The following is a 12810-nucleotide window of genomic DNA, read 5'->3' as shown; positions in this document are numbered from 1 at the left end:
ACGTTCTTGCTTCAGCTGCTGGACCCAGCGCCTCAAAGCCGTTTCACCGACATCCAGGGACCGACATGCTTCGGGCACTGAGTATCCTTCATCCAGAACCAAGGCAGCGGCTTCCAATTTAAATTCCTGTGTAAAAGTACGACGTTTTCTGGTCATAGACACCTCTCATTGAGTGGTAATAATACCACCTAAAATAGTGTCCGGTTTTATTGAATCACAACACATATTGTCGGAAGTAAACAATGGAAGAGTTTCTCCTTCGACAGCTAATCTTTACTTAAAGCACGTTGTACAATTCTACATATGGGCTATTGAAGAATCAGAAATTGAAATAAATGATGAGAAAGCCACTCCATTTACAATTCAATTCGTTAGCATTAAAAGATCAGATAAATTAGCCCATTTAAAACCTAAGTTTGTAGTTCAAACTTCAGATCTGAAAATACGTGTTCCCAAAAAGCCTGAAAGTGGTCTAAACCCTTTAACAAGTGAATCATTGTTAACATTCTCTAATAAACTCAAGACAGAGCCAATTGAATTTAAACTAATGTGTGCTCTAGCACTTTTGAGTGGGCTTAGAAAATCTGAGGCCTGCTCGTTTACTCAAGAAGCTTTAGATAGCGCAATCCCAACAAGCGATGAGCGTACAAGGTATATCCTAACTGTAGGGCCATCGACAGGTGTTAATACAAAATACAATAAGAATAGAGAAATTGAAGCTTCTGCAACTCTAATCTGTAAGCTACGAGATTACTCAATTAGTGAAAGAAGATTAAAAAAAGTCCAAAAATTAAAAGTTCGAGGTCAATATGAGCCTCTATTTATTAGTCAATACGGAAATCAGACTAGCCCAGGAACGCTGGGGGCACGTTGGTCTGACTTTAGAAAAGATATCAATTGCACACTTAACAATTTTAACTACTCATTCCATGACTTGAGAAGTACGTATGCAACATACCGTCTTAATGATCTTCTTGATGCAGGGCTTGGCGTTGGCCAATCTCTTGATTGCCTGATGAGCTGGATGGGCCATAATCAAGAGAGCACTACAATGAAATATATAAGATATTTAAAGAAAAAAACTGCACTAGAAAATAAATTTGGACTGCTGGATCAAATAATGCACGACGCCATCAAAAATGAAGGTTACACCAATGAACTCTTATAAGTGGCAAGCAAAATTGTGCATAAAAATTAGGAGTGGTGCTAACACCACACATTACTTAGATTTCAATAGAATACGCTTCACAGGCATCCCATCGACCAAAAAGGTAAAAGAATTAGAAGGTATTGAGTTTGCTGACCGTGATGATTTAGTTATTGAATTGCAAAAAGCACTATCAATACTTCGCCTTGAAAAGTCTGATGCAACCATATCTAACTACTACTACAAATTTACTGCTTACCTTAAGTGGTGTGATTCACAACACATGCTACCAATTGAGGAAAAAACGATACAAAAGTTTTGTACGCATTGTTATGAAAGATACAGAGCAGGTGAGCTTAGAAGTAGCGCATATATAACTATTACAAGTACCTTAAAAGTAATTTTTTCAAACTTAGAGATTAATAATGCTTCAGAACAATGGATGAATAATATAGTCATTATTGCTAATAGTGATAATCAACCACACGAAGCTTATACAAACTCTGATTTGAAACAGATGTTGCCTTTTCTTCGCTCACTCTTCAAACAAACAGCTAAACAATTTTCAGCTTCTCCTGAAGAGTATATGGCAGCGTCGAAGAAAAACTCCCCTATGAACTTCCTCTGGAAAGGAGTGAATCACAAAGTTTATCTTGCAGTCAACAAAATGATGATCGCTGCAACTTTTTTACTCTCGTATTATACTTATTCGAACACAACCCAGCTTCTAAGTCTTCGACGGCCACAGTCTGTAGGTTATCGAAAAGAAAACTGGTACGTAATGAGCGCTTTTAAAAGAAGAGCTTTTAAAGTAATAAACATAGAGATAGGCGATCATCATATTGACATACCTAAATATTGCATAGATTTCTTTAACACTTTACTAGAGGTATCAAAGTTAGTTGATAGCTCCAGTGACGCCCTCTTAATTCAAACTTGTTGGGAAAACAAGAAAGCCCCTTTAAACAATGCATTTCTACGTGATTTCAACAGCATTTTCGTAAAGAAAAACTTCCCTATGTATGATTCAATGGGCAGAGAGCTTAGATTTAGCGTTTCAAGATTCAGGGCAACAGGCAGTATTATTTCTCAAATTAACAACAATGAAATAGAGGCAGCTTTACTTCTGAACAATACTCCAGAAACAATAAAAAGGCACTACTCGGATGGAAATAAACTAGAAAATAATATCATGATGCAAGAGGCAGCTCTGATCCGAGCGGAGCAAGCGAAAAACCTTACGACAGTAGAAAAAGCAAAAGAAACCCTACACATCAAGGTACTTAAATACGAAGAGCTGCAAGATAAACTCTCTCCACAAATTAAAAAAGCCGCTCATGGCTCTTATTGCGCCGACCCTTTTGGTGAAAAATCAAAAAAATTTAGCAAAAAAATTAACTCTCATAACTTACATAAAGCAAATCTAGCATGCGCTGATTTACTAAATTGCTTTGGCTGTACTCATCAAGTAATCGTCCAATCAGTTGAAGATATATGGTGTCTATTATCATTCAAAGAATGTATAGAAGAATCAATTTACTACCACTTAAATGCACGACACTTCGATCATAACTTCAACCAGGCATTAGAGTTCATAGATAAAAAAATAATTCCCAAAATAGATAAAAAGATTTTCAATGACGCAGAGATTAAATTGATGGAAGTAGGGCGACACCCTCTTTGGCTTAGTCCAGATTCGATATTAATGGTAAAATAACATGTTACCACTAATCCAACTACCTAAAAGAACTCCGCAGAAAATATTAATTGATTTCATTGATATAATTGAGCTACGAAACAAGAAGGATTGGGAAAAGCTTAATGAAGTTTTAATAAGCAAGAGTATTGAAGGTGAGAATAAAAGCTACTTCAAAAGCCAAGTCTGGGACATGAGCGCTTATACATCTAAGATTCAAATAAATAAAAAAAGCAAATTTGACTTTAGCTTTATAAAAGACTCTAAAGATTTAACATTAGAAATTAAAACCATCGTTTATGGATGGATTTATCAAAAAAACAGTACGAGAAGTCGTCACATAAGAATACAAACACTAGTTAATAGACTTTGCGCGCTTAAAAAGGTTTACATTTTCTTGCTTAACAATAACCACAAATCAATTTCAGCCTTAAATGATAAAAAAACTTCACAAGCTCTTGACTCTTTTCTTCTTAATAAAAAGTTAGCGCAGCGTACTTTAGAACATGTCTATGCCGGTATAAATAGTATCTTTAGGTTAAAAAACTGGCTACAGATTGAATTAACCCTTTCAACTCTGAAGCCGTATGAACATGCAGTAAAGTTAAGTAAGAAAACACCTCAACAAACACTTGCGATCCCAGAAAGAATAGCTGATGAATTATATTCCAAAGCAATAGATTTAGTTGAAACTTATTACCCTTATAGGCACAAACTAGCAGACATTGAGAAAGAACTGCAAGATAACTACCTAAAAGGAAAATCCGTTGTTGACTTTAACATCAAAAGTGGCAAATGGAATTTTCTAAACGAATCGACAACACAGTGCAAAGCCAGAGAGGTCAATAAAGCTTCACCTCAAAAAAGCTCAGAAATATTATCAAGATACTCATCAGAGACTCCTTTTAAGAATCTAAAAACAGCCTTCAACTGGAAAAAGTTATATGGTCGAATAACAACTGCGTGTTATATATGTTGTGGGGCATTTTCAGGTATGCGAGACTCGGAACTCAGTGTATTGAAACCAAATAGCTATTTTTGTGATGAAATAGATGGCCATATCTTTCATCTATTACAATCAAGAACCTTCAAGTTGGGTGAAAAGGATACAACTTGGGTTACCGCTCCAATTACAGAAAAAGCGCTCGAACTCATGACTTGCTTTACAAAACACTGGAGAGCGGAGCTGATTGAGGCTAACAGTGAAAAAGAAAGTAACTACCTTTGGCTGAATAGAACCGCCCGTTCAAAACCGCCAGTAGTGATAGCTACATGGCCAGATCGGTTACAACTATTTTCAGAAACTTATGGGACAAAAATAACAAAAGAAGACCTGGCTGAAGCGTTTCGCTCTAATCCTTATGCACATGACAAGGTCAAAGCAATATGTATCGTAGGCAAAAGCTGGCCACTAAAACCACATCAATTTAGGCGCTCATTGGCACTGTACACTACGAGGCACAGAATAGGTACTAATGTCGCTCTTAAACAACAGTATAAACACACATATTTGCAAATGACTAATTGGTACAGTGTTGGTGGCATTAGTAGCAGACTACATGATTTGCGAATAGATAGTGACTTTCAACACCTTCTAGAAAAGACACAGCTAGAAGAAACCGCTAATAAATTTTTTAATATGATACATAGTGATGCTCCATTATCGGGAAGCCATGGCAAAGCAATCATGCAAATGCGAGAGGACACTCCATACATATACAGCTCCTGGGATGTGATATATGACGCTGTTAAAAAAGGAACTCTAACATTACATGGTACTATGCATAGCTATTGTAAGAATGGTTATGATTGCGATATGGATGGAGTCATAAATCCAGCCTTCTGTGTTGACTGTAAAAGCGGCGGTAGCATTATTGACGAAGCACAAGCCAAAAACTGGCAAAAAAAGCATTCTCAGCTTACCTCATACCTCAAAACTCAAGGTGATATATCCCCTTCTATTTACGCTCACTGCATCACTCAAATTCGTGCTGCAGAATCTGTTATGGAAGATTTCAACATTTTTTATGAGCAGTATAAACACCCTATAGAGGTAACTCAGTATGAATAAGAGTGAAAACACACTCATAAGGTTAGAAGCTGCGCTTGAGCGTATTTTAACTGGAGAACCCATACGCATACCCAAACATAGAAAGCTGAGCATAAGGGCAGTTGAAGAGGAGGCTAATTTAGGGAATGGTAGCTGTCACTACTACTCTGAATTTTCTTCCAAGGTGAGAACACTAAAAAATAAACCAATTGGTTCCGATACACAACAGGAAGCAAGTCATGACCCAATTAATTCTTTAAAGTCTAAAGCTGCTAATGAAAAGCGAATAAAAGAAAAATATCGAACAGAAAATACCGCGCTAAAAAAGACAATTCAGCAGCTTGCGGCAGAGCATCACCAATTTAATGAATCACTTCGTCAACTTAAAGCACAGTCAAGAAAACTAGAGATAGAAAACAAAGAGCTTGTCATTGCACTTGAAAACACTAGAGAAGAACTGATACAACTAAAAAGAGAACGCATTATCAAGCTCAATAGAAAATAAGCCTGATTATATTACTTTCCTTTAGCCTGGCACTCCCAAAGTCCATATTCTAACCTCATAATAAGAATTTCTTTCTAGCTTTTCTATGCTCTCATCCGAATAAAGAATGCGGCCACTCGTATCAACACTATTAGCAAAGATACAAGAGCATATGAAATTGCTTTTCTGAAACTAACACCTATAGCCTAAAAAGAAAAACCAGAGTAAATTGATAACACTCAACAGAAGGATGTTTTTAGAGATGTCACAACAAAAGTATGTTTACCACTACACTTCAATGAAAGGCCTTGAAGGCGTAGTAAAGAATAGAACTCTGCGGTTTACAGATCATCGTTTTCTTAATGATTATGGTGAATTTGTGCGACCATATGAAACACTAAAAAAACTTGTAGATCCTGATATAAAGGCCATGTTGTCTGACTTATACATGACTCTTAACGCGAACTATTCGCTTGCATTATTTTGTGTATCACAGACCTGTAACTCTCTCGCTCAAATGAGACTTTATGCCGATGATTGTAAAGGAGCTGCAATTGTATTTTCGACCGATATTTGGAGTTCTGCAAGTAAAAACAATGGTCACATATTTAACACAGTACCATTATGGGGAACTCCCGACATACCTATTTTTAAAGAGCCGGTGTTTACTCCGTTGGAAAGCTGCGAATATGAAGATATAGAGCAATATTGCAAGAAAGTCATTAAAAATAATCAAGATTTTCTAAACCAGTTACAGAAGTTCAATGAAAGGAAAAGAAATTTAAAGGACCTCTCTTCATCAGAAGCGGGGCAACTTTTTAAGTTTTTATTTGACATAGCAAAGTGGAAAGATAAATCGTTCAATGAAGAACAAGAAATGCGCTCCGTTGCGCTTATACCGAAGGAAGAATTATTCTTCGAGGGCCGAGCCAATGATATCCGCCCCTATTGGGAATGGAAAACGCAAGGAAACAATCTTGATTCTCTTATCTTGGGGGTAATCCTTGGCACAAAGTGCTCAAACAATACTGCTGATTTTCTTGCATATATGTTAGGTTCAAGCAGATATTCTGGGGGATATAGTCCACAAATTGAGTGGGAGAAAGAAGTGGCAAGTAGCATGTTCGACTTAGTTAAACCTACATACAATTACTTTTGCTTCAAGCAAAGAGCAACGTACCAATAAGCAGAGGCTCTGTGTTTAGTAATTTTTCTTTCTAAATAGTGGAAATTTTACCAATACCAAAAGCTGGATTGCTTGCAAAATTATAGCGACCATAAGTCACAGAACCAAAAATGGCACAAACAGTGGGTTCAATTCGATAGCTAAGGAAAGAAACTTGATTCAGTACAGCTCTTTGGCAAATATTGATGCAGCCTTAATCAGGATATCTCGCTCTTTTGAAACCTCTTCCAGGCGCTGTCTTAACGATTGGACAACCTGGCTACCGTTTGATCTATCAGCCTGCTTTGCCACTTTGAGCCAGGCATAAAGAGTACTCTGGCCAATCTTTAAATCATAAGCAACGTCAGCGACTCGCTCCCTGCCAACCAGTACTCTTTCCGTCGCTGAAAGCTTAACTTCATTTGAGTAGGCTTTACTCACTTTCACATTCCTCGATCAAAGCTTAGGATTCCTAAGTATACATGATAGAGTAAAGCTTAGAGAATCTAAGTACCAGCTTTTTATTATGATTTACCTTTGGATTTTATTAACCCCCTCCCTATTAGGCTTAAGGAAGCTAGGACAAGATCAAATATTTCTCAAAGAGAATTGGGAATTAGGATTGGTTTGGAGCCAGGATCTGCGAGTGGGCGAATGAACCATTACGAAAAAGGCAGGCATACACCCGACCTGCAAACATTAAAACGAATTGCTGAAGAGCTTGATGTACCTCTAAACTATTTCTTTTGTGAAAGTGATGAGATGGCAGAATTAGTTAGAACCTTTCATTTACTAACAGATAAAGAGAAAAAGAGATTACTTTGCACGTTTAAAGATATGCTCCCCAATAGAGAGTGAATTTGGGTTTTGATATGGAAATGAAACTAGGTACTACATATGACTTTAGATGAACGCGAAAAAATAATAAAAAAGATCTCTCGCACACTGTCAATCATGATGTGCGACATCAAACTCAATCAATCTCTAAATATTTACTCTATGAATATTCACTCAGAAGACTTCTTTTGCAATATTTTCAACTACTTATGGCAAAATAAGAATTTTAAGAATGCAAATTCAGCAAGTTCTAATGAAGCATATATTGACCTTATTGATCATTCTTCTAAGCACCTAATACAGGTAACATCATCTACAGGAAAAAATAAGATTGATAATAGCCTTAAAATTCTTGAGTCTAGTAACACTCACTATCGTCAATATGAATTTGAAATTTACTATCTACTTGACAAGCCAAAAAAATTAAAAAAAGAAACGATAAAATACTATAATGAAAAATTTGGTATAGAAGATATTAATGACCACCTTAAAGACTTCACTGATCTTCTCAATGATATAAAAAATCTACCAGATTCCAGGTTAGAATCTATCTACCGACAGTTTTTTAGAGAAGTTAGTGAAAAGTATACCGATGAGATAGCTCTCCAAATCGTCTTTGAGTCTCTGATAAAAGACAAAAAAAAGAAGAAAATAGATTATAGTGAGAGTTTTAATAATGTTAACTTGACCCAAAAAATAAAACTAAATGGCATTAACATAAAAGTGTCAAGCGAACTTCATCGCGGAAGTGAAGCATCACTCCCTATCTACGAATCGGTAGAAGATACTATTCTTACAGAGCTTAGAGAGCTGATTGTTGAAGAATTTTACGCTACTATTATAAAACAGGCGCTCTCTAATGCAGGTGCTTCACCAAAAGAGCTAGCGAATCAATCTATTGATGAACTTCATGCTTTGATTAACAATAAATACCCTCTAAACATATCAGCAGCTCTTGGAGATCTGAGCCATCGAATCGAAGAAGAAACTCGGGAAGCCAGTTATAACGAAACATCTATGGCATGGGTAATAATCTCCTACTTTTTTGAAGAGTGTGACATTGGGTTAAAGCTATGATTTTACCTACAAAATTAATAAAACCTGAAGATTCACTTTATTGCATATCAGCTTTCATAGTAGATGTAATGCAACAAAGCAAAAGAATCAGCTTCGATGATTTACTTGATGAGGTAAACTATGTCTACCCTAAGAAAGTAGAAGTAGAAAAGATACAACTTTGCTTGGACTTTTTGTTTATTATTGGAAAATTGGAGCTGGAAAATGAAACTCTTAAAGTTGTACTCTAGTAACCCTAGCTTTAAAACAATTAAGTTCAATTCTGGTCTAAACATCGTTGCAGGTCTACAGTCGAGTTCTCTATCTACTGATACATATAACGGAATAGGCAAAAGCTCGTCTCTTCAACTGATACATCTCATGCTAGGAGGAACTTTAGAACCCAAAAAATACCCATCAGATGAAGTGCTTAGCAAGTTCTTAGAAAGCTATGGGGATTTTTTCCTGGACCTAAACGTCGGCTCTGTGCCTTATACAATCAAAGTCAACTTCAGTGACAACGATTATTACCTAAACGGCGAAAAGGTAGGTAAGAGTAAAACCTTCACCAAGCATCTTCGGAACATACTCTTAAATGGTGTCAATGAACAGGCCTCCTTTAAGCAAATCCTGAATTGTTTTGCTCGTCGTTACTTACCTGGCAGAGATTACTATTCGGATGCTCTTCGTCAACAAGGAAGGCCTCTGGAGGATTTTCATCAAAGAGTTACAAACCTAACTTTACTCGGCTTGGATGTGACTCTAGCAAAAAGCTTTAAAGAAGTTTGTGAGCAAATATCTAATATTAAAAAAACACTCGACACGTTAAAAAAAGTAAATCTAGCCGAAAATGAGAGTGATCTCCGTGACCTAGAGGACAAACGTGATAAGCTTATTCAAGATAAAGATAACTTTATCGTTGCAAAGAATTATAACCAATTAAAATTGGAAGCTGATTCTTTGACCGTTAAAATGAATGAAATACGAAATAATCTTTTTTATAACGAGAGAATAATTCGGAATAAAAGCCATATTTTAGAAACTAGTAGTGAATTAAAAAATGTAGAGCTTTCTAAAATAGAGAGAATATTCGATGAAGCTAATTTTCACTTCCCAGAGCTGGTTCAGAAACGTGTCAAACAAGCTGAAGAATTTCATATTAAAATCCACCAAGCTCGAAAAAAAAGACTAGAAGAACAAATTTTGGAGCTTTCTGAGAACAATAAAACACTAAAAGCTGACTTACAATCATTAGGAAGTTCCAGAGACAATATACTCCGTGACTTAGACGCAAAAGGTGCACTTGAAGAGTATAACTCAATCGTAGAACATATCAGGACGATAGAAGCTAAGATTGCCGAGCTAACTAGTTACCAAAAAACAATAGAGCAAGCTGAGAAAGATAATGCATTATATGAGAGCAAGAAAGCTCAGATTAAGCTTGATGCTGTTCAGTATATTGAAAAGAAAAAAGGTGACATTAAAAATATTGAAAATTTGTTCCGCTCCTTAGTTCTGCGTTTTTATGAAAATCATGGAGGAGCCCTGACAGTCAAGAAAAATGCAGGGGAAGCCAAATATCTTTTTGATATTGCTCCGTACATTCAAAAGGATGGTTCCCAAGGAATAAATGAAGTGAAGATATTTTGTTATGACATGCTTTTATTTCTTCTAAATCCCAAGTTATTGGGCTTTATGGCACATGATAGCTTTATATTTTCCGGAGTCGACCATAGACAAACTCGTACAATGTTTAAGGTTGCCTTAGAAATGTGTGACACACACAATCTTCAGTACTTCGTCAATATCAATAAAGATACTTATGAACAGGTTATATCAACCCAACACCCAGATGATGTTTTGACAAAAGAGGATAAAGAAAGAATTTTGAGTGCCACGGTTCTCGAACTCTTTGATAACAAACCTGAAAACACTTTTTTTGGTAAGTACTTTGGGTAAATTCAGCTATTTTCGTAGTTCGCAGGATAACAAAAGTGAATTAGCTCTATTATTTAAACCATGAAAATTCTGCATAGATAACTGCATAAGACTCTAATTATGTCTACCCCACATTACGGGGAGTGGACATTTACAATATTCGTTGCAAACAATCTGGTCGTTTTATTATGCAACAAGTTATGTCTGGAAAAAGGCTGGATCAAGATAGGTGTAAAGAGTAATTCTGATCAACTAAACGAGCAAGCCTTTCTTAAACTCTTGATGTATATTTGACTACGTTTTATTTAAATTAAGTAGTACCAGTAGTTTTTCATCATTGTGGTAGTTTTCGTTAAGTAATTTCTGCTCTTCACCTGCTCGTTTATCTGCTTTCTTTTTTAGCGCAGGGTTTAAAGACAGTTTAATGTCCCTAACCATATCCGCATACTGAATGAAGCATTCTTTTGGACTTTCAAGCGTTGGCTTTATGGACATTAGTCCGATCATTGAATTCAAGTTACTGGTTAGATAATGTTCTAGGTTAGAGCACAACAATTCAAGATTATCTACTTTACCTGCATCGTGTGCAATGGCATTTCTTGCACGATAGATTCGATGTAATTGCAGCTTTACTTTTTGCTCATGAGATTCAATCCGAGCACCCATCTTCACGGATGATTGGCAGCATTGAGAAAAACTGTGAACCTTAAATTGGAAAAAGGGATAGTCGACCAATTTTGCTATTATATGGTTAGCTTTGTTCGTATCTCTTAGTGCTTTATACATATCTATAATATCGGCTCCTTGTAGCGAGAATGCCGTATCTTCATCAACTTGGAACTCCGTGAGGCCAATGTGGTTAAATGCATAAACAAATGACTTCAGGCGCTTACTTACATAGTTTATTGATATCGAAGGTATTGCTGCTGCTATAACCTTGCCATCGTCCCCGTTGTGAGATGGGAATACGTCTCTAGTTAGCGACTCCAAAGCTGTCCAATAACTGGTCAATTTCGCTTCGAGGCTTAATGCACCAGTTCCTATACGTAAGAGTCTGAATGCTGCAGCTATTTTATTGTGTTTGAAACTACTAATTTCCTGCTGGGAAGTTGACTGGATACTTTCACAGAAATGTCGAAAGCTATCTTCATTGAATCGATATACGGGGTTTGGTATAGCTCTATGAATTGTAAATGTTTTGCCTCTTTGCGATTGTATGCTTTTGGCTACATATTTTTTACGAACAATTATGCTCGATTTAGCTTGGGTGTAGCTTACGGCATCGATTACTTCTCCAAGAAGCTCGTAGGCTTTTGTTCCAGCAGTTGTATATGATTGAGCTCTAACAATACACTTTGCTGTTAGAAGGCCTTCTGCTTTTTTTGAAAGCGTGAACAAACCAAACGTAAAGCTGTCATCTATATTGTTTAAAATACTCGCAAGATCTGTACTTTCAACTTGGAAAGTAATTTCAAAGTCTTCTGGAACCTTAGTTGCAGCAGCCTTCAAATGTTCATATCTTTGGGAAAACGTATTATCTTCCATATTTAGGCATAGTATATGTCGATAAAATGAACTTATTTCATTGAGCCCTACTCCACTTGATATCAAGCCACCTACAATGGAGTTTGTTAGACTGAGTATATCTGTAAATACTGAATTTTTATTGTCATCATTAATTTCAACGCTTAACTGAGCTTCTAACAACGAGAAAGCGTCTTCAAGATAAGTTTCTGTCAAATAGATAAACTCTTTAAGTAAAATAATAACCAAATCGCTTTGTTTATTAATCGCACATTGTTCTGTGTTGCTAGGGTTATTCTTTTCGATAGATAACAATGAAACTAGCTTTTCGGTTATAAGAGCATATTTACTACCTTTTAATACTAGATCTGTTTTTATAACTTCTTGAAACTCAAGGCTAACTGTTACTCGTTTTGATGGCCCGCCAAAATTATCTCCAAAATCGTAGAGCGATAGGAGCTCATGAGCTCCGTTAATAGGGTGCACAAATGAAGCCCTATCACTATCTAGAGACATCTCGTGAGACATATTAAACCAACAGCCTTTAAAAAATGCCTGGTTTATGGTTAGATCATCCGTAGATAGTGCTTTATCGATTCTCACAGCTTGCCTCTGATTCAAATTATTGATAGAATGTAGGTATATTAAAGAATTTAATTAACTTGTTCCACAGCTAACAGGTTGATATACAGAAAGAATGGTCGCCTCTTGGATTGGTGTTTGTCCCACAAGTAGATCCGGCCAACCTATTAAGAGCCCTCGATAACGAGGGCTTATTTTTGTCTTTAACATGGTAACTCAACTCCAAACCCTACCTTGCACCAAAATGGAACCTCACGATTTTTTCTTAAGTGGCGTGTATCTTGTCAATATGAAATTACTGACTGACATTACTTATTCGTTATGAGCATTC

General features: G+C 36.4%; 12 protein-coding genes. 9 read left to right on the top strand and 3 right to left on the bottom strand.

Features of this window, described 5'->3' with window-relative positions:
* Window positions 1–156, bottom strand: a 156-nt coding sequence (locus tag CWB98_RS07240) for a transposase (protein WP_171045605.1), incomplete at its 3' end; no start/stop codon positions are given.
* Window positions 157–226: 70 nt separating this feature from the next.
* On the opposite strand from CWB98_RS07240, the gene CWB98_RS07235 reads away from it, so the two are divergent.
* The 5 genes from CWB98_RS07235 (at window position 227) to CWB98_RS07215 (ending at window position 6563) form a co-directional block, all read left to right on the top strand.
* Window positions 227–1168, top strand: a complete 942-nt coding sequence (locus tag CWB98_RS07235; protein ID WP_171045604.1) for a tyrosine-type recombinase/integrase — start codon at window positions 227–229, stop codon at window positions 1166–1168.
* Window positions 1155–2864 carry a hypothetical protein gene (locus CWB98_RS07230; protein ID WP_138544246.1) on the top strand — a complete coding sequence of 570 codons (1710 nt, stop codon included), beginning with the start codon at window positions 1155–1157 and terminating at the stop codon, window positions 2862–2864. Before CWB98_RS07235 ends, CWB98_RS07230 begins: the two co-directional genes overlap by 14 nt.
* A gap of 1 nt (window position 2865) precedes the next feature.
* The gene (locus CWB98_RS07225) at window positions 2866–4914 is read left to right on the top strand and encodes a hypothetical protein (RefSeq protein WP_138544245.1); all 2049 of its coding nucleotides are present in this window, start codon (window positions 2866–2868) and stop codon (window positions 4912–4914) included.
* Window positions 4907–5398 (top strand): hypothetical protein, encoded by a 492-nt coding sequence (locus CWB98_RS07220; protein WP_058797216.1) that lies wholly within the window; start codon window positions 4907–4909, stop codon window positions 5396–5398. Before CWB98_RS07225 ends, CWB98_RS07220 begins: the two co-directional genes overlap by 8 nt.
* 241 nt (window positions 5399–5639) lie before the next feature.
* Window positions 5640–6563 carry a DUF2971 domain-containing protein gene (locus CWB98_RS07215; RefSeq protein ID WP_167551991.1) on the top strand — a complete coding sequence of 308 codons (924 nt, stop codon included), beginning with the start codon at window positions 5640–5642 and terminating at the stop codon, window positions 6561–6563.
* 159 nt (window positions 6564–6722) lie between these two features.
* On the opposite strand, the gene CWB98_RS07210 is transcribed toward CWB98_RS07215, so the two are convergent.
* Window positions 6723–6983 carry a transposase gene (locus CWB98_RS07210; RefSeq protein WP_082669008.1) on the bottom strand — a complete coding sequence of 87 codons (261 nt, stop codon included), beginning with the start codon at window positions 6981–6983 and terminating at the stop codon, window positions 6723–6725.
* 96 nt (window positions 6984–7079) lie between these two features.
* On the opposite strand from CWB98_RS07210, the gene CWB98_RS07205 reads away from it, so the two are divergent.
* From CWB98_RS07205 to CWB98_RS07190, 4 genes are read left to right on the top strand one after another with little or no spacing between them, the layout of a single operon-like run.
* Window positions 7080–7400 (top strand): helix-turn-helix domain-containing protein, encoded by a 321-nt coding sequence (locus CWB98_RS07205; RefSeq protein ID WP_138544244.1) that lies wholly within the window; start codon window positions 7080–7082, stop codon window positions 7398–7400.
* Window positions 7401–7439: 39 nt separating this feature from the next.
* Entirely contained in the window at window positions 7440–8456 is a 1017-nt protein-coding gene (locus tag CWB98_RS07200; RefSeq protein ID WP_138544243.1) for an SMEK domain-containing protein, read from the top strand.
* Complete coding sequence (locus CWB98_RS07195; RefSeq protein WP_138544242.1) at window positions 8453–8686, top strand: ABC-three component system middle component 6; 234 nt, start codon at window positions 8453–8455, stop codon at window positions 8684–8686. The genes CWB98_RS07200 and CWB98_RS07195 overlap by 4 nt, the downstream gene beginning before the upstream one ends.
* Window positions 8661–10394, top strand: coding sequence for a DUF2326 domain-containing protein (locus CWB98_RS07190; protein ID WP_138544241.1), 1734 nt, complete (start codon window positions 8661–8663; stop codon window positions 10392–10394). Before CWB98_RS07195 ends, CWB98_RS07190 begins: the two co-directional genes overlap by 26 nt.
* Window positions 10395–10667: 273 nt before the next feature.
* On the opposite strand, the gene CWB98_RS07185 is transcribed toward CWB98_RS07190, so the two are convergent.
* The gene (locus CWB98_RS07185) at window positions 10668–12500 is read right to left on the bottom strand and encodes a hypothetical protein (protein ID WP_138544240.1); all 1833 of its coding nucleotides are present in this window, start codon (window positions 12498–12500) and stop codon (window positions 10668–10670) included.
* Window positions 12501–12810 lie beyond the last annotated feature (310 nt).

The organism is Pseudoalteromonas rubra, from assembly GCF_005887115.1.
In the GTDB taxonomy this organism is placed as follows: Bacteria; Pseudomonadota; Gammaproteobacteria; order Enterobacterales; family Alteromonadaceae; genus Pseudoalteromonas; species Pseudoalteromonas rubra_F.
The sequence above is the reverse complement of the archived record's forward strand: the minus strand, read 5'-3'. Positions and strand labels throughout refer to the sequence as shown.

Bases quoted from the DNA above. Each gene is read 5' to 3' on its own strand.
- CWB98_RS07195 (WP_138544242.1), top strand. From the start codon at position 8,453: ATGATTTTACCTACAAAATTAATAAAACCTGAAGATTCACTTTATTGC.
- CWB98_RS07190 (WP_138544241.1), top strand. From the start codon at position 8,661: ATGAAACTCTTAAAGTTGTACTCTAGTAACCCTAGCTTTAAAACAATT.
- CWB98_RS07200 (WP_138544243.1), top strand. From the start codon at position 7,440: ATGACTTTAGATGAACGCGAAAAAATAATAAAAAAGATCTCTCGCACA.
- CWB98_RS07220 (WP_058797216.1), top strand. From the start codon at position 4,907: ATGAATAAGAGTGAAAACACACTCATAAGGTTAGAAGCTGCGCTTGAG.
- CWB98_RS07225 (WP_138544245.1), top strand. From the start codon at position 2,866: ATGTTACCACTAATCCAACTACCTAAAAGAACTCCGCAGAAAATATTA.
- CWB98_RS07230 (WP_138544246.1), top strand. From the start codon at position 1,155: ATGAACTCTTATAAGTGGCAAGCAAAATTGTGCATAAAAATTAGGAGT.
- CWB98_RS07215 (WP_167551991.1), top strand. From the start codon at position 5,640: ATGTCACAACAAAAGTATGTTTACCACTACACTTCAATGAAAGGCCTT.